The organism is Nocardia sp. NPDC046763 (assembly GCF_040645495.1).
GTDB lineage: Bacteria > Actinomycetota > Actinomycetes > Mycobacteriales > Mycobacteriaceae > Nocardia.
The window spans coordinates 50085-73011 of record NZ_JBEYYI010000025.1; the positions used below are offsets into that span (position 1 = coordinate 50085).

The window sequence follows — 22927 nt, forward strand, 5'->3', positions numbered from 1 at the left end:
ATGACAAGGGAGGCTCTGGTGCAGGGTACGGACTCGAGTGGTCTCGGACCGAGTGAAGTTCCGACGTCGAATGTCTCAGCGCCTTTTCCTCTCGGACCCGCACAGATCGGGGTCTGGTACGCCCAGCTGCTGAACCCCGACGTGCCGTGCAGCATGGCCCAGTACGTCGATATCCAAGGCGATTTCGATGCCGACCTGCTCCTACGCGTGTCCCAGGACGGCGTGCCGATCTGGCGCTCCTCCCAGCTGCGCTTCACCGAGATCGACGGTCAGCCCTTCCAGTACATCGACGAGTCCGCCGGTCACAACACCCGCCTCATGGACCTGCGGTCGGAGGCCGATCCCATTGCGGCCGCGCATGAATGGATGCGCACCCAGATCGTCCAGCCGGTGAACGTCCTCACCGATGCCGAGCGGCTCTTCGCGCCCGCGCTGATCCGGGTCGCCGATCAGCGCTGGTTCTGGTTCGTGGTCGGCCATCACATCGTGGGCGACGGCTATGCCGCCATGAACACCATGCAGTGGACGGCTCGGCGCTACACCGCCCTGAAGCGCGGCCTGGAACCGGAGACGGTGCAGGTCGGCACGCAGCAGGAGCTGGTCGAGTCCGAACTGGCCTACCGCGAGAGCAGCCGGTTCCGCACCGATCGCGCGCACTGGGCCCAACGAACCGCCGGCCTGGAGGGCGGCACCACCCTCAAGGGCCGTTCCGCGCCGCCGCGCGCGGGCAATATGCGCTACGGCCAGATCCTGCCCGAGGCGCTGCAGCGGCGCATCGAAAAGTGCGGCGAGCAGCACGATTCCGGTCTGCCCGGGGTGATCATCGCGGCCTTCGCGGCCTATATGGCCCGGCTCACCGGCAAGGACGAGGCGGTGCTGAGCCTGCCGGTGACGGCCCGTACCACCGCGGTCATGCGGCGCTCGACGGGCATGCTGTCCAATATCGTGCCGCTGCGCATTCCGGTCCGGGACGAGACCACCTGGGGTGAGCTGCTCACCTCGGCGCGGGTGGAGATCTCGGGCGCGCTGCGCCACCAGCGCTACCGCCACGAGGACATCCACCGCGATGCCGAACAGCAGGGCAGCCCGGCCTCGCGCGCGCTGTTCGGCCCGATGGTCAATGTCATGCTGTTCCATCCCCAACTGGAGTTCGGGGATATCCAGGCGCGTCTGCACCTGCTGTCCTCCAGCCCGATCGAGGACATGAGCCTCAATCTCTTCTACGGGGAGAACGACCGCATCCACCTCGATCTCGAGGTGAACCCGAACCTGTACACCAGCGCGGAGAACGTCCGCCACCATCGGCGCTTCCTGACCTTCCTGGAGCGGCTGGTCGGCCTGGAGTCGGATGAGCGGCTCGGGGGCGTGGACGTCTGCACCGAGCTGGAGCGCGATGTGGTGCTGCGGCTGTGGAACGACACCGCGTATCCGGTGGACGGCACGGCGACGCTGGTGTCGATGTTCGACGCGCAGGCGGCCCGTACGCCGTCGGCGCCGGCGGTGCGTTTCGCCGGTGAGCCGGCCCGCGATCTCGGCTACGGCGCGCTCGCACAGCGCGTGAATCGCCTTGCCCGTCATCTGATCTCGCTGGGCGTCGGCCCGGAGTCGCTGGTCGCACTGCACCTGCGCCGGTCGCCGGAGCTGGTGGTGGCCATGTACGCCGTGCAGGCCGCCGGTGCGGCCTATGTGCCGCTGGACCCGGACCACCCGGCCGAGCGCACCGCCCACATCCTGAAGACGGCCGCGCCCGCGCTGGTGCTGACCACCGCGGCCGATCGCCCCGAAACCGATGTCACCGCACTGGATCTGGACCTGCTGAGCGGTGACGCCCTGGCCGGATACTCGGCCGCGCCGGTGACCGATGCCGAACGCCGTGCGCCGCTGCGGCCCGCGAACACCGCCTACGTCATCTTCACTTCGGGTTCCACCGGACGCCCCAAGGGCGTGGCGGTGACCCACGCGGCGATCGTGAACCGCCTGGTGTGGATGCAGCAGACCTACCGGCTCTCGGAAGCCGATGTGGTGCTGCAGAAGACGCCCGCCACCTTCGACGTGTCGGTGTGGGAGTTCTTCTGGCCGTTGCAGATCGGCGCGACCCTGGTGCTGGCGCAGCCCGACGGCCACCGTGACCCCGCCTACCTGCGTGCCGTGATCGCCGAATACGGCGTCACCACCGCACATTTCGTGCCCTCCATGCTGGACGCGTATGTATCCGAGTTGGAGCAGTCCGCTCCGGTTCGCGGCGCGTCGCGTTCTGGACTGAGTGGAGCGGGGGAGCGCAGCGGAGGAGCGGAGGGAGGGAAGAACGCGACCTCCAGCGCCGCGAACCCGCCGGAGCGCAGCGGAGGCAAATTAAATACAGTCTTCGCCTCCGGTGAGGAGCTGCCGGGCCGGACCGCCCAGCGGCTGCGCGCGCTGACCGGCGCCGCGCTGCACAATCTCTACGGTCCCACCGAAGCTGCGGTCGATGTCACCTTCCACGAGGTGACGGCCGCGGACACCGTTTCCGTGCCGATTGGCGCACCGGTGTTCAATACCCGGCTGTACGTGCTCGATGCACGTCTGCGGCCGGTCCCCGTGGGGACCCCGGGTGAGCTGTATCTGTCGGGGGTTCAGCTCGCCCGGGGCTATGTGGCGCGTCCGGGACTGACGGCCGAGCGCTTCGTCGCCGATCCGTTCGCCGGCGAGTCCGGAGAGCTCATGTACCGGACCGGCGATCTGGTCGGCTGGACCGACAATGGTGAGCTGGAGTACCTGGGCCGCACCGATTTCCAGGTGAAGGTGCGCGGTCTGCGCATCGAGCTCGGCGAGATCGAGTCGGTGCTGGTGGCCGTGGACGGCGTCGCCCGCGCGGTGGTGATCGTGCGTGACGATCAGCTGGTGGCCTACGTGGTCGCGCCCGCCGAGGTGGACGCCACCCGGTTGAAGGCCGCAGCGGCGCGGGCGCTGCCGGGTTACATGGTGCCGAGCGCCTACGTGGTGCTGGATGCCCTGCCGGTCAATGCCTCCGGCAAGCTGGATCGGGCCGCGCTGCCCGAGCCGGTCCGGGTGGCGGTGCGGCACGAGGCGCCGGTCACCGTGACCGAGCAGGCCGTGGCGCGGGTCTTCGCTGAGGTGCTGGGTGCGAGTGAGGTCGGCCGCACCGACGATTTCTTCGCCCTGGGCGGCAACAGCCTGATCGCCACCCAGGTGGCGGCGCGGCTGAACGCCGAGCTGGGCTGCCGGCTCACCGTGCGCGAGATGTTCTCCGCCACCGGCGTATCCGAGCTGGCGGTGGTGATCGACGACCAGTTCCTGGACGCCGACGCGGATGCCGGCAGTGCGGTCGCCCTGGTGCGGCGCGAGCGCCCGGAGGCGCTGCCGCTGTCCCCGGCGCAGCAGCGCATCTGGTTCCTCAACCGTTTCGACACCGGCAGCGCCGGCTACAACATGCCCTTCGTGGTGCGCCTGCGCGGCGAGGCCGACGAGGCGGCCATGCGGGACGCGCTGATGGACGTGCTGGACCGGCACGAGGTGCTGCGCACCGTATTCCCCTCGACGGCATCGGGTTTCGCGGTGCAGCAGGTGCTGACCGTCGCCGCGGCGGCGGAGCCGGTGGCGCACGAGACCTGCGACGCTGACGAACTGGACGTGCGGATGCGCGAATTCGCGGCGCAGGGTTTCGACTTGGAATTCGAAATTCCTTTCCGTGCAAGACTGTTCACCGTCACCGGTGCGATCGCCTCGGACTGCGGACTCGGGGGTCCGGTACTGGTGGACGCCGCCGATCTGGACGTGCCCGAGTACGCCATCGCCATCGTGCTGCACCACATCGCCGCAGACGGCCTGTCGCTCCCGGTCCTGGCCCGCGACCTGATCACCGCCTACCTGGCGCGGTCGCAGGGACAGGCCCCGGCCTGGCAGCCGCTGCCCGTGCAGTACGCGGATTACACGCTGTGGCAGCGTGATCGCCTCGGCGCTGCCGACGATCCGGACTCGCTGCTGTCGCGGCAGTTGGACTTCTGGCGGCAGACCCTGGCGGGCGCCCCGGACCTGCTGGAACTCCCGGCCGACCGTCCGCGTCCGGTGGCCGCCACCGGCCGCGGCGCCAAGCTGGCCGTCGAACTGCCCGCCGAGTTGCACTCGCGCATTTCGGAAACCGCTCGGGCCGAGGGTGTTTCGACCTTCATGCTCATGCACGCCGCACTGGCGGTGCTGCTGTCCCGCCTGTCCGGTGAATCGGATATCGTCATCGGAACCCCGGTGGGCGGCCGCGGCGCGCGCGAACTCGATGACCTGATCGGCATGTTCGTCAATACGCTGCCGCTGCGCACCGACGTCGACGGCGCCCTGAGCTTCCGTGAACTCGCGCACCGGGTCCGCGACACCGATCTCGCGGCCTTCGCGCACGCGGACGTGCCCTTCGAACAGCTTGTCGAGGCACTGAATCCGGCCCGCTCGCAGTCGCGGCATCCGCTGTTCCAGGTGGCGCTGTCCTTCACCGCGACCGGAGACATCAGCCTCGAACTGCCCGGGTTGCTTGCCACGACGGGTACGCTGGACACCGAGGTGACCAAGTTCGACCTCTCGGTAGCGGTCACCGAAAGCTTCGCCGGTGCCGGTCCCGGGGAAGGTCCGGCACCGGCGGGGATTCACGCGGAGTTCGAGTTCGCGGTGGATCTGTTCGACCGAACCACCATCGAGGTCTTCGCGCATCGTTTCGTGCGCCTGCTCGAGGCCGTCACCACCGATCCCACCGTGATCGTGGACGCGCTGCCGCTGCTGGCCCCCGCCGAATACGCCGATCTGACAACCCGTTCGGGCGGTGCGGTGCAGGCCACCCGGTTGCTGCCGGACATGATGGCGCGCGCCGTGGCCGTGGGCGCGGACCGCCCGGCGCTAACCTCTGGCGAGACCACGCTCAGCTACGGCGAACTCGACGCGACCACCAACCGCCTGGCCCGCCTGCTGATCGACCGCGGCATCGGCCCGGACGATCTGGTGGCCGTCGGCTTGCCGCGGTCGCTGGAAGCCGTTGTCGCGGTGTGGGCGATCGTGAAGACCGGCGCCGCCTGGCTGCCGGTGGATCCCGCGTTTCCGGCCGAGCGCATCGCGCACATGGTCCGCGACTCGGGCGCGGTCCTCGGCGTGACCGGCTCCGCCGTGGTCGAGGGGCTGCCGGACGTACTGCCTTGGCTGATGCTCGACGAGCCCGGATTCCGGGCCGGCTGGGCGGGATTCGTGGCCGATCCGGTCGGCGATGCGGACCGGGTGCACCCCCTGCGCGCCGGGAATGTCGTCTACGCCATCTACACCTCCGGCTCGACCGGTGTACCCAAGGGCGTACTGGTCACGCACGCGGGTGTGCCGGGCCTGGCCGCCTCCCAGTACGAGCGCTACGTCGGTTCGCCGTCGGCGCGGGTGCTGCAGGGCTCCACCCCGAACTTCGACATCTCGGTCGCCGAACTGCTGATGGCGATCGAGTCGGCCGGCACGCTGGTCATCGCGCCGCCCGGGGCCACCGTGGGCCCGGAGCTGGCGGAAGTGATTCGCGCGCAACGGGTGACGCACGTGCTGATGACGCCGTCGGCGATCGGCACCATCGATCCCGCCGACGTGCCCGGCCTGCGCCACATCGCGGTCGGCGGCGAGGCCGTCCCGGCGGAGCTGGTGCGGCGCTGGGCCGAGGCCGGGCGCACCCTGGTCGATGCCTACGGGCCCACCGAGACCACCGTCGTCGTGAATGCCAGTGCGCCACTGCCCGCCAACGGCCCGGTGACCATCGGCCGTCCGCTGGCCGGGGTGCGGGAATGGGTGCTCGACGCCCGGCTGCGGCCGGTGCCGGTGGGCATGATCGGCGAACTGTACGTGGCCGGTCCGCAGCTGGCCCGCGGCTACCGCGGCCGCGCCGCCCTCACCGCCGACCGCTTCGTGGCCTGCCCGTGGGCGCCCGGTGAGCGCATGTACCGCACCGGCGACCTGGTGCGCTGGACCACCGACGGCACCGTGGACTACCTGGGCCGCAACGACTCCCAGGTCAAGGTGCGCGGCTTCCGGATCGAGCTGGGCGAGATCGAGTCCGCCGTGGCGGCGCATGCGCTGGTGCGCAGCGCCGCGGTTGTCGTGCACCGCGACGCCGTGCGCGGGGACCAGATCGTCGCCTACCTGGTGCCCGAGTCCGCGGGCCTCGACCTGGCCGAGCTGAAGGCCGGACTGGCGAATCGCCTGTCCGCGTACATGATTCCGGCCGCCTTCATGGCGCTCGACACCCTGCCGATGACCATCAACGGCAAGCTGGACTACCGCGCGCTGCCAGCACCGGTCTTCGCCAAGCGCGAATTCCGCGCCCCCGCCACGCCGGTCGAGCAGCTGGTCGCCGATGTCTTCGCCGAGGTGCTGGGTCTGGTCCCGGCCGTCGCCGAGACCGCCGTGGAAACCGTGCCGTCACGTCCCCGGCCGGCCTCGGCCGATGCCGGCGACGCCGCGCACCCGGTCGGCGCGGATGACGACTTCTTCGAGCTGGGCGGCAATTCGCTGATCGCCACCCAGGTGACCGCCCGCCTGGGTGCCGCCCTCGACACCCAGATCCCGGTGCGGCTGGTCTTCGAGGCCTCCAGCGTGGCCGAGCTGGCCGCGCGGGTGGCCGAGCTGGCCGGATCAGGTTCCCGCGCACCGCTGGTGGCGGGGGAGCGGCCCGAGGTGGTGCCGCTGTCCTATGCCCAGCAGCGCATGTGGTTCCTCAATCGCTTCGACAACAGCTCGATCGCGGACAATCTGGTCGCGGCCATCCGGCTGGACGGCCGGTTGGACGTGGACGCGCTGGCCGCGGCGGTCACCGATGTGGTGTCCCGGCACGAGACGCTGCGCACGGTGTACCCGGCCGTGGACGGCGTCGGCCGCCAGCTGGTGCTGTCCGCCGAGGCGGCCGGCATCGCCCTGGCGCCCGAGCAGGTGAGCCCGGACGCGCTGGAATCGCGCATCATCGAGCTGGCCGTGCTGCCCTTCGCGGTGGACGAGCAGCCGCCCGCGCGGCTGACGCTGCTGCGCCTGGCGCCGCAGACCCACGTGCTGGTGGTCGCCGTGCACCACATCAGCGCCGACGGCTGGTCCATCGCGCCGCTGACCCGGGATCTCATGGTGGCCTACGCCGCCCGCCGCACCGGCGCCGCGCCGCAGTGGACGCCGCTGCCGGTGCAGTACGCGGACTACACGCTGTGGCAGCGCGCGGTGCTGGGCGACGAGGACGACCCGGAATCGTTGCTGGCAGAGCAGATTCGCTTCTGGCGCGCCGAACTGTCGGGCCAGCCCGACACCTTGGAGCTGCCCAGCGACCGGCCCCGCCCGGCGGTCGCCAGCCGCCGCGGCGCGCAATACCGCTTCGCCATTTCCGCCGAGCGGCACCGCCGCCTGCGCGAGCTGGCCGAGCGCGATCACGCCACGGTGTTCATGGTGCTGCACGCCGCGTTCGCCACGCTGCTCGCGAAACTCTCCGGCACCGCGGACATTTCGATCGGCTCGCCGGTCGCGGGCCGCGGCGAGCAGGCGCTCGACGACCTGGTCGGCATGTTCGTCAACACCCTGGTGCTGCGCACCGAGGTCACCCCGCACCGCTCGTTCCGGGAGCTGCTGGCCCGGGTGCGCGAGGCCGATCTGCGGGCCTTCGCCCACGCCGACGTGCCGTTCGAGCGGCTGGTCGAGGTGATCGCGCCGATGCGCTCGCAGGCCCGCCACCCGCTGTTCCAGGTGGCCCTGGACCTGGCCAATGTCACCCAGCCCACGCTGGAGCTGGACGGCCTGACGGTGTCGCGCATCGATCTGGATCCCGGCGCCGCCAAGTTCGATCTGCAGCTGTCGGTGGGCGACGACGCCGCGACCGGCGAGCTGAGCGCCCAGTTCACCTATGCCACCGACATTTTCGACGAGGCCACCGTGGCGGCCTTCGCGCGACGGCTGGACGTGGTGCTCGAGGCCGTGACCGACGAGCCGGACCGGCTGGTCGGCGAGATCGACCTGCTCATCGGCGACGAGCGCTCCCGGGTGCTCATGTCCTGGAACGACACCACCCGCGATACCCGAGAGCTGCTGCCCGCCACCGATTCCGGCACCGCCACCCTGGTCGACGTGTTCGAGGCCAGGGCGCTGACCTGCCCGGATGCCCCGGCTGTGGAATTCGAGCACACCGATACCTCCCAACCGGCCGCGACGCTGTCCTACGGCGAGTTCGCCGCCCGGGTACATCGCCTGGCCCGCAAGCTGGCCGACTCCGGGGTGACCGCGGAATCCCGGGTGGCCCTGGCCATGCGGCGGTCGGACGACATGGTCGTGGCCATGTACGCCGTGCTCGCCGCGGGCGGCGCGTACGTGCCGGTGGACCCGGACCAGCCGCGCCTGCGCATCGACTACGTGCTCGACGCCGCCGCTCCGGTGGCCGTGCTCACCACCGTGAGCGACGGCTTCACCACCGACCGCGACCTGCCGGTGCTCGCCGTGGATGCCCTCGACCTCCGCGACTACTCGAGCGCCCCGCTCACGGACGCGGATCGCGTGGTGCCGCTTCGTGATTCGAACACCGCCTACGTGATCTTCACCTCGGGCTCGACCGGTCGCCCGAAGGGTGTGGCGGTGCCGCACTCGGCCATCGTCAACCGCCTGGTGTGGATGCAGGCCGAGTACGGCCTCACCGCCGCGGACGTCGTGCTGCAGAAGACCCCCTACACCTTCGACGTGTCGGTGTGGGAGTTCTTCTGGCCCTTGCAGGTCGGCGCCAAGCTGGTGGTGGCCGCCCCCGACGGCCACCGCGATCCGAAGTACCTCGTCGACACCATCGTCCGCACCGGCGTCACCGTCGCCCATTTCGTGCCGTCCATGCTGGCCGTCTTCGTGGCCGAGCTCGAATCAGCCGCCCGCCGAGCAGCGGAATCCCCGCCAGAGCGCAGCGGAGGCAAATTAAACACAGTGTTCGCCTCGGGTGAGGCGCTGCCCGCGCCGACCGCGCAGAAGCTGCGCGAGCTCACCGGTGCGCGCCTGCACAACCTGTACGGCCCGACCGAGGCCGCGATCGACGTCACCTATCACGAGGTGGCCGACGCGGATACGGCGTTCGTGCCGATCGGCCGCCCGGTGTGGAACACGCGCACCTACGTGCTGGACGCGCGCATGAACCCGGTCGCACCGGGCGTCGCGGGTGAGCTCTATCTGGCGGGCGACCAGCTGGCCCGGGGCTACCTGGGCCGGGCGGATCTGTCGGCGGATCGCTTCGTGGCCAACCCCTTCGGCACCGGCGAGCGCATGTACCGCACCGGTGACCTGGTCACCTGGACCCCCGAGGGGGAGCTGAACTACCTGGGCCGCACCGACTTCCAGGTGAAGCTGCGCGGCCTGCGCATCGAGCTGGGGGAGATCGAGGCGGCGCTGCTGGCGCAGCCGGGCGTCGCACAGTCGGTCGTGGTGGTGCACGCCGACGCGCACGCCGGTGACCAGCTGGCCGGATATGTGGTCCGCGAACCCGAGGCCGTGGTCGACCTGGACGCGATCAAGGCCGCCCTGGCCGCCACGCTGCCGGCCTACATGGTCCCGGCCGCGCTCGTGGTGCTGGATGCCTTCCCGCTCAATGTCTCCGGCAAGCTGGACCGTACCGCCCTGCCGGCCCCCGTCTTCGAGACCGCGGTCTACCGGGCGCCGGAGACGGTGGCCGAGGAGGTCGTGGCCGGTGTGTTCGCGGACCTGCTGGGGGTCGAGCGGGTCGGCGCGTACGACGACTTCTTCGCACGCGGCGGCAGCTCGCTGCTCGCGGCCCGCGCCGTCGCCCGGGTGGGCGCGGCCCTGGATGCCGAGCTGTCGGTGCGCGACCTGTTCGACGCCCCGACCGTCGCCGGCCTGGCGGCCATCGCGGAGGCCAAGGCGGGCACCGGAACCCAGCTGCCGCTGACCGTCCGGCCCCGCCCGGAGCGGGTGCCGCTGTCGGATGCACAGCGCCGCATGTGGTTCCTCAACCGCTACCACGCCGATGCGATCGGTGCGGGCCCCGGCGCGGCCTCGGACAATATCCCGCTCATGCTGCGGGTGTCCGGCGTGCTGGACGCCGAGGTGCTCGATGCCGCGCTGCGGGACGTGGTTTCGCGCCACGAGACCCTGCGCACCGTCTACCCCGACGGCCCGGACGGCCCCGAGCAGCAGGTGCTGGCGGCGACCGACGCCGAGCTGCTCACCGCCCGCGTCACCGCGGACGAGATCGCGGGCGGGGTGGCCGGGATCATCGGCCACGCCTTCGACCTGACCCGCGAAACACCGTTGCGCGCAGCACTGTTCAGCGTCTCGGAGACCGATCACGTGCTGGTGCTGGTGGTCCACCACATCAGCGCGGACGGGTTCTCGCTGGGCCCGCTGGCCACCGACTTCATGACGGCCTACCAGGCGCGCCGCTCCGGCGCCGCGCCCGCGTGGGCCCCGCTGCCCGTGCAGTACGCCGACTACACGCTGTGGCAGGCCGAGCGCCGCGGCGACGAATCCGATGAGCTGTCCCTGGCCCACCGGCAGCTGGAGTTCTGGCGGCAGCGCCTGGCCGGGCTGCCCGAGCAGTTGGAACTGCCCGCGGACCGGCCGCGTCCGGCGGTCGCCTCGCTGCGCGGCGGCACCCACCGCCTGAGCATCGACTCCGATCTGCACGGTCAGCTGGGCGAATTGGCGCGCAAGCACGACACCACGCTGTTCAGCACCGTGCACGCGGCGCTGGCGGTGCTGCTGGCACGGGTGTCGAACAGCACCGACATCGCGATCGGCACCCCGGTCGCGGGCCGCGGCGAGCAGGAGCTCGACGGCTTGGTCGGTATGTTCGTCAACACCCTGGTGTTGCGCAGCGAGATCGACCCGCGCGCCCGCTTCGACACCGTGCTGGACGCGGTGCGCGCGGACGACATCGCCGCGCTCTCGCACGCGGAGGTGCCCTTCGAGCGCCTGGTCGAGGTGCTGTCCCCGGCCCGGTCGCAGGCCCGGCACCCGCTGTTCCAGGTGGCCCTGACCTTCCACAACTACGCGCTGCCCACGGTCGAGCTTCCCGAGCTGCGGGTGCACCCGGAGACCCCGGACGCCGGGGTGTCCAAGTTCGACCTTCAGTTCACCGTGCTCGAGACCCACGCCGAGGACGGCCGCGCCGGTGGCATGGACATCGAGATCACCTACGCCAGTGAGCTTTTCGACGCCGACACCATCGCGTCGCTGGCTCGCTGCTTCAGCCGGGTGCTGGCGGCGGTGGCCGCCGACCACACCGTGGTGGTCGGCGATATCCAGTTGCTGAGCGGCGAGGAGAGCGCCCGGGTATTGCACGAGTGGTCCGCCACCGGTCCCGATGTCGCCGAATTCACCACTCTCGCGGACCGATTCGCGACCGCCGCCGCCCTCGACCCGGCGGCCCCGGCCGTCCGCGCCGGGGACGTGACCCTCGGCTATGCCGAGCTCGACGCCCGCTCCAACCGTCTGGCCCGCTGCCTCATCGCGGCCGGTGTCGGACCGGAATCGCTGGTGGCCGTGGCGCTTCCGCGCAGCGCGGAGCTGGCCGTGGCGCTGCTGGCCGTGGTGAAGGCCGGCGGCGGCTACCTGCCGATCGACCCGAACTACCCGGCCGACCGCATCGAGTACGTGCTCGACGACGCCCGCCCGGTGTGCGCGATCAGCAGCGGTGACGCGCAGCTGCCGGCCGGCTGGTTCGGCGGACCGGTCGTCTGCCTCGACACCATCGACCTCGACGGCTACGCCGCAGACCCGGTCACCGACCGCGACCGGCGCGCGCCGCTGCGCCCGGCCGACACCGCCTACGTCATCTACACCTCGGGTTCCACCGGCCGCCCCAAGGGTGTGGTGATCCCGCACCGCAATGTGATCCGCCTGTTCGACAATGCGCAGGGACACTACGGTTTCGGGCCCGCCGACGTGTGGACCATGTTCCACTCCTACGCCTTCGACTTCTCGGTCTGGGAGCTGTGGGGCGCGCTGCTGTACGGCGGCAGCGTGGTGATGGTCGACTACTTCACCTCGCGGTCGCCGCAGCAGTTCCGCGAACTGCTCGCCACCGCGGGCGTGACCGTGCTCAACCAGACCCCGTCCGCGTTCTACCAGCTGATCACCGCCGATGCCGAGTCCGATACCGAGCTCGCGCTGCGGTATGTGATCTTCGGCGGCGAGGCGCTGGAACCGCAGCGGCTCGCGGGCTGGTTCGCCCGGTACCCGCAGGGCCCGGCGCTGATCAACATGTATGGCATCACCGAGACCACGGTGCACGTGTCCTACCGCCCGATCGCCCCGGACACCGGCTCCGCCAGCGTGATCGGCGGCGCGCTGCCGGGTCTGACCGTGCGCGTGCTGGATTCACGACTGCGTCCGGTGCCGGTCGGCGTCCCCGGCGAAATCTATGTCTCGGGCGGGCAATTGGCGCGCGGTTACCTGAACCGCCCCGCGCTCACCGCCGGTCGCTTCGTGGCCGACCCCTACGGTGGTCCCGGCGAATCCGCCTACCGCACAGGCGATCTGGCGCGCTGGACCGCCACCGGCGACCTCGAGTACCTGGGCCGCATCGACCAGCAGGTGAACCTGCACGGCTTCCGGGTCGAGCTCGGCGAGATCGAGGCCGCGCTGCTGCGGGATCCGCAGGTGCGCGAGGCCGCGGTCATCGTGCGCCACGACGCCGCCGTGGACGCCTCCCGCATCGTCGGCTACGTGGTCCCGGCCGCGGACACCGCGCCGTCCACCGCCGACCTGCGTGCCTTCGTCGCCCGGGAGCTGCCCGAGCACATGGTGCCCGCAGCGGTGGTGATCGTGGGCCGGATCCCGCTGACCGTCAACGGCAAACTCGACCGCGCGGCGCTGCCCGCCCCGGTCTTCGAGGGCACCGAGTACCGGCAGCCGGCCACCGTCGCCGAAGAGCTCATCGCCAACGTCTACGCCGACCTGCTGAGCATCGAGCGGGTGGGCGCGGACGACGACTTCTTCGCCCTGGGCGGCTCCTCGCTGCTCGCGGCCAAGGCGGTCGCCCGCATCGGCGCCCTGTTCGACACCACGGTCGGCGTGCGCGCCCTGTTCGAGGCGCCCACCGTGACCGCCCTGGCCGCCCGCGTGCAGGCCGAGGCCGACGGGCCGAAGCGTCCGGTGCTGGTCGCCGGCGCCCGCCCCGAGCACCTGCCGCTCTCACCCGCCCAGCAGCGCATGTGGTTCCTCAACCGCTTCGATCGCGCGTCCACGGCCTACAACATCCCGCTCGCCCTGCGCCTCACCGGTGAGCTGGACGCCCCCGCGCTCGAGGCCGCCTTCGCCGCCGTGGTGGAACGCCACGAGACCCTGCGCACCGTCTATCCGGAGACCGCGGACGGGCCCGCGCAGGTGATCCTGCCTGCCGCGCAGGTGGTTTCGGAGCTGAAGCCTGTCGACGTGACCGAGGCCGAGCTGGTGGCCCGGGTCACCGAATTCGCCACCACCACCTTCGACGTGACCGTCGACGTGCCGGTGCGGGTGCTGCTGCTGCGCGTGGTCGACATCGAGGGCGCGCCCACCGGCGATCACGTGCTCGCCGGTGTGCTGCACCACATCTCGGCCGACGGCTCCTCGGTGGTCCCGTTCGTGCGCGACCTGATGGTCGCCTACGACGCCCACCTGGCCGGCTCCCGGCCGTCGTGGACCCCGCTGGCCGTGCAGTACGCCGACTACGCGCTGTGGCAGCGCGCCCTGCTCGGCGCCGAAGACGACCCTGCGTCGGTGGCCGCGGGCCAGCTCGCCTTCTGGCGGGAGACCCTGGCCGGTCTGCCCGACCAGCTGGACCTGCCCGCCGACCACCCACGCCCGGCGCGGCAGAGCCTGCGCGGCAGCTACATCCGGCTCCCGCTCGACGCCGACCTGCACGCCGGTCTGACCGAGCTGGGCCGCCGCCGCGGCGCGACCCTGTTCATGGTGGTGCACGCCGCCTTCGCGGCCCTGCTGTCCCGGCTCTCGGGCACCACCGACATCGCGGTCGGCACCCCGATCGCGGGCCGCGGCGACGCCGCCCTCGACGACGTGATCGGCATGTTCGTCAACACGCTGGTGCTGCGCACCCGCACCGATGGCGGCGAGCCGTTCACCGACCTGCTGGCCCGCGTGCGCTCCGGCGACATCGCCGCCTTCGGCAATGCCGACGTGCCCTTCGAACGCCTGGTGGAGGTGCTCAACCCGGCCCGCTCCACCGCCCGGCACCCGCTGGTCCAGGTGGGCCTGTCCTTCCAGAACCACGAGCGCGCCGAGCTGCAGCTGCCCGGCCTGACCGTGTCGGAGGTCGAATTCGACACCCACGTGGCGCAATTCGATCTGCACCTGTTCGCGGTGGACCACTACACCGGGACCGGCGCGCCCGCCGGGCTGGAGCTGACCCTCGGCTACGCCCACGACCTGTTCACCGAGGGCACCGCGCAGCGTTTCACCGCCGCCCTGGCCCGGCTGCTGGAAACCATAGCGGCGCAGCCGGACACCGTCATCGGCGATATCGACCTGCTGGGTGCGGGCCTGCGCCAGCGCATTCTGCACGACTGGAACGCCACCGCGCACCAGCTCGCGCCGGCCACCCTGGCCGATCTGGTCGATGCCCGGGTGGCGACGAACCCCGCCGCGGTCGCCCTGCTGGACGCCACTGAAACATTGCTCACCTACGCGGAATTCGACGCCCGGGTCAACCGTCTGGCCCGCCGGCTCATCGCCGCGGGCGTCGGCCCCGAGACCGGCGTGGTGCTCGCCATGCGGCGCGGCATCGATCTGGTGGTCGCCATGTACGCGGTGGTCAAGGCCGGCGGCGCCTACGTGCCGATCGACCCGGATCACCCGGCCGACCGCATCGCCTACATTGTCGAAACCGCCGCTCCGGCAGTGGTTCTCACCACGGCGGCCGACGGCGTGCCCTTCGAGGCCACGGTCCCGGTGCTCGAGGTGGACCGGCTGGAGCTGTCCGGCCTGTCCGCGGCCCCGATCACCGACGGTGAGCGGGTGCGGCGGCTGCGCCCGGAGCACCCGGCCTACATCATCTTCACCTCGGGTTCGACCGGCCTGCCCAAGGGCGTGGCGGTGCCGCACGCGGCCATCGTCAACCAGTTGCGCTGGCTGCGCGCCACCTTCGAGCTGGACGCGGGCGACCGCGCGCTGCTGAAGACCCCCGCCACCTTCGACCTGTCGGTGTGGGAGTTCTGGTCCGCGCTGACCACCGGCGGCAGCCTGGTGGTATCCGCCGCGGGCGACGAACGCGATCCCGACCGTCTGCGCGCCCTGATCGAGACCCACGCCGTCACGATCCTGCACCCGGTGCCCTCGCTGCTGGGCATGCTGCTGGCCGGCGGCCCGCTGCCCGCCTCGGTGCGCGCGGTGCTGGCCATCGGCGAGGCGCTGCCGGCCGCGACGGCCGCGGAGTTCCTCGACCAGCACCCCGACAGCGCGAATGCCGAGGGCGCACGACTGTTCAACCTCTACGGCCCCACCGAGGCGGCGGTCTCGATCACCTCCTACGAGGTGCGCGAGCGACACCGCCAGGCGGTGCCGATCGGCTCGCCCGCCTGGAACAGCCGGGTCTACGTACTCGACGCCCGCCTGTCCCCGGTCCCGATCGGCGTGCCCGGCGAGCTGTACCTGTCCGGTGCCCAGCTGGCGCGCGGCTACCACGGCCGCCCGGCCCTCACCGCCGACCGCTTCGTGGCGGACCCCTTCGCCGGCGGCCGCATGTACCGCACCGGCGATATCGTCCGCTGGCGTGCGGACGGCGCGCTCGAGTACATCGATCGCGCCGACTTCCAGGTCAAGATCGGTGGTTTCCGCATCGAGCTCGGTGAGGTGGAGACCGCGCTCTACCGGCAGCCCGGCGTGAGCGCCGCGGTCGCCGTCGCCCGCACCACCCCCGATGCGGGCGCCCGGCTGGTCGCCTACGCCGCGGTCCCCGGCACCTCCGAGGAACGCCGCGACGAGGTGTCCGCCGCCCTGCGCGTCGCGCTCACCGCGGAGCTGCCGACCTACATGGTCCCGGCCGCGCTGGTCGTGCTGGACGCCCTGCCGTTGAACGCCAACGGCAAGGTGGACCGGGCGCGGCTGCCCGAACCGGTCTTCGCCGTGGCGGCCTACCGCGAGCCGGTGACCGCGCTCGAGCAGTCCGTCGCCGCGGGCTTCGCGGAGGTCATCGGCGCGGCCGAGGCCACCCCGATCGGCCTGGACGCCGACTTCTTCGCACTGGGCGGCAATTCGCTCATGGCGACCCGCCTGGCCGCCCGGCTGGGCTCGGATCTCGGTGTGCGGGTGCCGGTCTCGGCCCTGTTCGAGGCTCCGACGGTCGGCGGGCTGGCGGGCTGGATCGCCACCGCCGATCCGGCCGAGCTGCTGCCCGCGCTGACCCGCCGCACCGACGCGGGCCCGGCCCCGCTGTCGCTGGCCCAGCAGCGCATGTGGGTGCTCAACCGCTTGCACCCGGAGTCGGGCGCCTACAACGTGCCCGCCGCCATCCGGCTCCGCTCCGTGGACCCGCGCTCCGGCGCGCTCGACAAGGCCGCGCTCACCGCGGCCCTGCGAGATGTGCTGGAGCGTCACGAGATTCTGCGCACCCGCTATCCCGAGGTGGACGGCGAGCCCGTGCAGGTGGTGCTTGAGCTGGGTGACCTCGAGGGTGAGCTCACCACGGTCCCGGTGTCCGAGAACGAGATTCAGGCCCGCCTGATCGAGGCGGCCACGGCCGGTTTCGATGTCACCGTCGCGCCGCCGGTGCGGGTGACGCTGTTCGAACTCGGCCCGGCCGACCACGTCCTGCTGGTGGTGCTGCACCACATCAGCGCCGACGGCTACTCGGTACTGCCCATGACCCGGGATCTGGTGCTGGCCTACACCTCCCGCCTGGCCGGGGACGCGCCCGCCTGGGCGCCGCTGGAGATCCAGTACGGCGACTTCGCCGCCTGGCAGCGCCGCGTGCTCGGTTCGGACGCCGATCCGGACAGCCTGCTGTCGCGGCAGCTGCGCTTCTGGGTGGACGAGCTGTCCTCCGCGCCCGAGCAGCTGGCGCTCCCCACCGACCGTCCCCGGCCGGTGCGGCGCGAGATGCTCGGCGAGACGGTCGATTTCGCGGTCGACGCGGAGACCGTCGAGCGGCTCTCGGCCCTGGCCCGCGCGCACGGCGCCACCCTGTTCGGCGTCGTGCACGCCGCCTTCGCGGTGCTGCTGGCCAAACTGTCCGGCCAGCGCGACATCTCGATCGGCGTCCCGCTCGCCGGCCGCGGCGAGCGGGCGCTGGACGACCTGATCGGCATGTTCGTCAATACCGTGGTGCTGCGCGCCGAGGTGGACGGCAAGCTCGCCTTCACCGATCTGCTGCGGCAGGTGCGCGACCGCGACCTGGCGGCATTCGCCCAGGCCGATGTGCCGTTCGAGCGCGTGGTGGAGGCCGTGCTGGCCGCCACCGGCCGGGCCCGTTCGGCGTCGGTGAGCCCGCTGTTCCAGGTGGCCTTCGCCTTCCAGAACATGTCGCCGGTCTCGGCGGCGCTGCCCGGTCTCACCGTCGAGGCGCTCGATCCCGAGCTCACCGAGGCCAAGTTCGACCTCCAGCTCACCGGTATCGAGCGGCACGACGACGCCGGCCGGGTGGTGGGCCTGGACATGCGATTCGGGTACGCCACCGACATTTTCGGTGCGGACAGCGTGCGTCTGCTGGCGCAGCGGCTGCTGCTGGTGCTGCATGCGGTGGTGGCCGATCCGGAAGCGCCGGTGCGCGACATCGACATTCGCACCGAGGCGGAACGCACCCGCCGCCCCGGCAGCGGACCGGTCAGGGACACCACGGCGGTGCCGCACGGGGCTACCGCGGCGGTGCCGCACACGGACGCGGCAGCACCGCCGCAGCCGGCCGACCTGCCCGCCCTGCTCGCCGCGGCGGCGGCGGCCGCCCCCGAGGCGGTCGCCCTCACCCACGGCGAGCACACCGTCACCTATCGGGATCTTGCCGAGAAGATCGCCGTCACCGCCCGCGCCATGGGCGCCGCCGCGAAGCCGGAGGCGCTGGTGAACGTGGCACTCGCCGGACTGGTACCCGGCATTCTGGCCGCTCTCGGCGCGGCCGGACTCCATCAGGCCCTGAGCACGCTGACCGCGGACGCGCAGGCCCTGGTTCTTCGCTCGAAGAGCACGTCGGAAGGAAGCCTCTGATGCACTACGCAGAGTCGATCGCCACCAGCCGGAACGGACGGGTCACGGCCTTGCGCCGAGCCTACGGCGTGGGCGACCTACCATGTCTGATCGCTGTCGTGGCCGAGCTGGACGCCGACCGCATAGCCCTGCGGGACGCGGGCGACACCGTCGCCTACGGCGCCCTGGCCGCCGAGATCGCCATGCTCAGCGAGGCCATGGGCGGCGCGCTGGAGCCCGAGGCGCTCATGCAGGTGGTGGTGTCCGGGCAGCTCCCTGGACTGATGAGCGGTGAGGCCGGCGGTCTCACCGCGGCGCTGGAGGCGCTGGTCGACGACGCCGTGCTGGCCGCCTCCGACGTCCTCGACCCCAAGCTGGCCCCGGTCGAGACCCTCAGCACGCAGTTCCGCGCCCAGGTGCAGCGCACCCCCGACGCGGTGGCTATGGAATTCGAGGGCGTGACGCTCACCTACGCCGAATTCGCCACCCGCGTAACGGTTCTCGCGCGGCATCTGCGCGGCCTGGGCGTCGGCCCCGATGTCCTGGTGGGCCTGTCGGTGCGCCGCTCCTTCGAGCTGATGGTCGGCATGTTCGCCATCCTCGAAGCCGGTGGCGCGTACGTGCCCCTCGATCCGGATCACCCGGCCGAGCGCATCTCCTACGTGCTCGAGGTGGCGCAGCCCGCGGTGGTGCTCACCACCACCGCCGACCAGCCCGCCTTCGCGCTCGAGGCCCCGGTGCTGCGCATCGACGAATTCGAGCGCAACGCACGGGAATACGGCATCGACGGCGATCGGCTGCTGTCCCCGGCCGACGATCCCGAGCTGCCGCAGCCGGGCCCGGACAACCTGGCCTACGTCATCTTCACCTCGGGCTCCACCGGCCGCCCCAAGGGCGTGGCCATCCCGCACCGCGCGGTCGTCGCCTTCCTGCGGTGGCAGCAGCGGCAGTTCCGGATCACCGAGGACGACGCGGTGCTGTTCAAGACCAGCACCACCTTCGACGCGTCGGTGTGGGAGATCTTCTGGCCCCTGCAGACCGGGGCGCGGCTGGTCATCACCGCTCCGGACGGTCACCTGGACCCCGCCTACCTGGTCCGCGTCATTCGCGAATCACGGGTCACCACCGCATTTTTCGTGCCGTCGATGCTGGCCGCGCTGGTGGGCGAGGTCATGCGCAGCGGCGAGGACATGCCCGATTCCCTGCGCTATCTGCTCACCGGTGGCGAGACCGTCCCCGTCGGCACCGCCGCTGACTTCCGCAGCGTCAGCGGCGCGACCCTGTTCGACGTGTACGGTCCCACCGAGTCCACCGTGCTGGCCACCGCCCACGAGGTCACCGCGGCCGATGTCGACACCATTCCGATCGGCAGCCCCGGCGACGATGTCGAACTGCTGGTCCTCGACGCGGATCTGCGCCCGGTGCCGGTCGGTGTGGTCGGCGAGCTGTACATCGCCGGTACGCAGCTGGCCCGCGGCTATGTGGGCCGCTCGGGTCTGACCGCCGAACGGTTCGTGCCCAACCCCGAGGGCCCGTCCGGCGATCGCATGTACCGCACCGGTGATCTGGTGCGCTGGGTCTCCGGTGTGGACGGCGGCCCGGACGAGCTGGAATACGTGGGCCGCAGCGACTTCCAGGTGAAGATGCGCGGCCTGCGCATCGAGCTCGGCGAGGTGGAGTCCGCGCTGCGCCGCGCCGCCGCCGTCGCGCAGGCGGCCGTGCTCATGCACACTCGCCCGAACGGCGAGCAGGCACTGGTCGGTTATGTCGTCGCGGCCGACGGCGTCGAAATCGACAGTGCCGCGGTGCTTTCCACTGCGCGGGCGCACGTGCCCGAGTACATGGTGCCGTCGCAGCTGGTCGTCCTGCCCGAGATGCCGATGAACGTGAACGGCAAGCTGGACCGGCGCGCCCTGCCCGACCCGGTCTTCGCCGACACGGCCACCGCCTACCGTGCCCCGGCCACCCCCGCCGAGGAGGCGGTCGCGGCCATCTTCGCCGACCTGCTCGACCTCACGGTGGTCGGCGCGGACGACGACTTCTTCACCCTGGGCGGCAACTCACTGATCGCCACCCGCGCCATCGCCCGGATCCGGGAGTCGCTCGGCGTCACCGTGGACGTGCGCGACTTCTTCGAGCGCCCGACCGTGTCCGCGCTGGCGGCGCTGGGTGACGGCGCGGGCCCGGCGGCCCGGCCGCCGCTGACCGCCGGGCCGCGCCCGGACCACATTCCGCTCTCGCCCGCCCAGCAGCGCATGTGGTTCCTGAACCACTTCGCGCGCAGCGAATACGACCCGGCCGCCGATGATTTCGATCCGTCGGCGGTGGACAACATGCCGTTCGCGCTGCGCCTGCGCGGCGAGCTCGACACCGCGGCGCTGGCGGCCGCCTTCGCCGACGTCATCGAGCGCCACGAGTCGCTGCGCACCTACTACCCGGCCGCCGACCAGGGGCCCGCCCAGGTGGTGCTGCCCGCTGCCGCGGTGGACCTGACCCCGCGCGAGGTGCCCGAGGACCAGCTGGCCACGACCGTATTGGCCCTGGCCGCACAGGGATTCGACGTCACCGCCGAGGTGCCGCTGCGCGCCCGGCTGCTGCGCTCGGGTCCCGGCGACCACACGCTGGTGGTGGTGGCCCACCACATCGCCGCCGACGGCGCCTCCATCGGACCGCTGGTGCGCGACCTGGTGCTGGCGTACATGGCGCGGCAGGCGGGTCAGCGGCCTTCCTACCAGCCGCTGGCCGTGCAGTACGCCGACTACGCGCTGTGGCAACGGGCCTGGATGGGCGACGAATCCGATCCGGACTCGGTGGCTTCTCGCCAGATCGCCTTCTGGGCAAGCGAACTCGCGGATCTGCCCGCTCAGATCGACCTGCCCGCAGACCGCCCGCGTCCGGCCGTGTCCACCTTCCGCGGCACCTCTTTCGAGACCGTGCTGGACGCCGACCTGCGCGCCGTGGTCGACCGGGTGGCCGCCGCCCACCGCGCCACCCCGTTCATGGTGCTGCACGCGGCACTGGCCGCAGTGCTGGCCCGGCTCTCGGGCACCGGCGACATCGCCATCGGCACCCCGGTCGCCGGGCGCGGCGACCAGGCCCTCGACGACCTGGTCGGCATGTTCGTCAACACCCTGGTGCTGCGCGCCGAGGTGCGCGGCGCCGACTCCTTCGCCGACCTGATCGCCCATGTGCGCGACCGGGATCTGCGCGCCTTCGCCCACCGCGACGTGCCCTTCGAGCGCCTGGTGGAGGTGCTCAATCCGGCCCGCGCCCGCAACCGCCACCCGCTGTTCCAGGTCGCGCTGTTCATGCAGAACCTCGGCGACCTCACCGCCGCGCTGCCGGGACTGACCGCCGAGGAACTGGACTTCGATCCGGGCATCGCCAAGTTCGACCTGCAGCTGACCGTCGTCTCCGACGGCGACCGCTACCGGGTCCAGTACACCTACGCCACCGACCTTTTCGACGATCACACGGTGCGCGAGTTCGCCGCCAAGTTCACCCGGCTGCTGAGCGCCGCCACCGCCGACGCCGCGGTGCCCGTGGGCGATATCGAACTGCTGGACGCCGGCGAGCGCGACTACGTCACCTCCAGCTGGAACGCCACCGGCTCCCGCGTCCCGGATCAGTTCCTGCACCAGGGTTTCGACGCGCAGGTGGCGCGCACCCCGCACGCCCGCGCCCTGGTCTTCGAGGACACCGAACTCACCTACGCCGAGTTCTCCGAGCGCGCGAACCGGTTGGCGCGCTACCTCATCGCCGCCGGGGTCGGCCCGGAATCGCTGGTGGTGCTGGCCATGGCCCGCTCGGTGGAACTGGCGGTCGCCATGTACGCCGTGCTGCGCGCCGGCGGCGCGTACGTGCCGGTGGACCCGTCCCACCCGGCCGAACGCATCGGCCACATCCTCACCACCGCCGGCCCGCACGCCGTGCTCACCACCCGCCGCGACGGCTTCACCCTGCCCGAAACCCTCGACGTGCCACTGCATCACCTCGACGAGCTGGAGCTGGCGGAGTACTCCGCGGCCAAGATCGGCGACCGCGAGCGGCGCGCAGTCCTGCACCCGGACCACCCGGCCTACGTCCTTTTCACCTCCGGCTCCACCGGCAAGCCCAAGGGCGTCGCGGTCACCCACCGCGCCATCGCCAACCAGCTGGCCTGGATGCAGGCGGAGTACGGCGTGCGCGGCCAGGACGTGTACCTGCAGAAGACCGCCACCACCTTCGACGTCTCACTGTGGGGCTACTTCCTGCCGCTGCGCGCGGGCGCGACCCTGGTGGTCGCCACCCCCGACGGCCACCGCGATCCCCGCTACATCGCCGAAACCATTGCCCGCCACGGGGTCACGCTCACCGACTTCGTGCCCTCCATGCTCGCGGTGTTCGCCGCGCACGCCGAGGCGGGCGAACTCGATTCGCTGCGTGAGGTCTTCGTCATCGGCGAGGCGCTGCCGCCGGAGACCGTCACCGCCTTCTGGGCCGTCAGCGACGCCGGGGTGCACAACCTCTACGGCCCGACCGAGGCCGCGGTGTCCATCACCTTTCGCGAGGCGCACAGCTCCGACACCCTCACCGTGCCGATCGGTGAGCCGGAGTGGAATTCCCAGGTGTTCGTGCTGGATTCGCGCCTGCACCCGGTGGCCATCGGGGTGCCGGGCGAACTCTATCTGGCCGGTGTGCAGCTGGCCCGCGGCTACCACGGCCGGGTCGACTTGACCTCGGATCGCTTCGTGGCCAACCCCTTCGGCGGGGTGGGTCCGGGGGGCGCGAGCGGAGCGCGTATGTACCGCACCGG

General features: G+C 71.7%; 2 protein-coding genes (1 of these 2 running past the window's edge). Both read left to right on the top strand.

Going from position 1 to position 22927, the window contains the following annotated elements:
• Window positions 1-18153 carry a non-ribosomal peptide synthase/polyketide synthase gene (locus ABZ909_RS32335; protein WP_357007241.1) on the top strand — a complete coding sequence of 6051 codons (18153 nt, stop codon included), beginning with the start codon at window positions 1-3 and terminating at the stop codon, window positions 18151-18153.
• Window positions 18153-22927: the 5' portion of a non-ribosomal peptide synthase/polyketide synthase gene (locus ABZ909_RS32340; RefSeq protein ID WP_357007243.1), read on the top strand. The gene runs 14254 nt beyond the window's last position; only the first 4775 of its 19029 coding nucleotides appear in the window; its start codon is at window positions 18153-18155; its stop codon lies beyond the right edge, outside the window. The genes ABZ909_RS32335 and ABZ909_RS32340 overlap by 1 nt, the downstream gene beginning before the upstream one ends.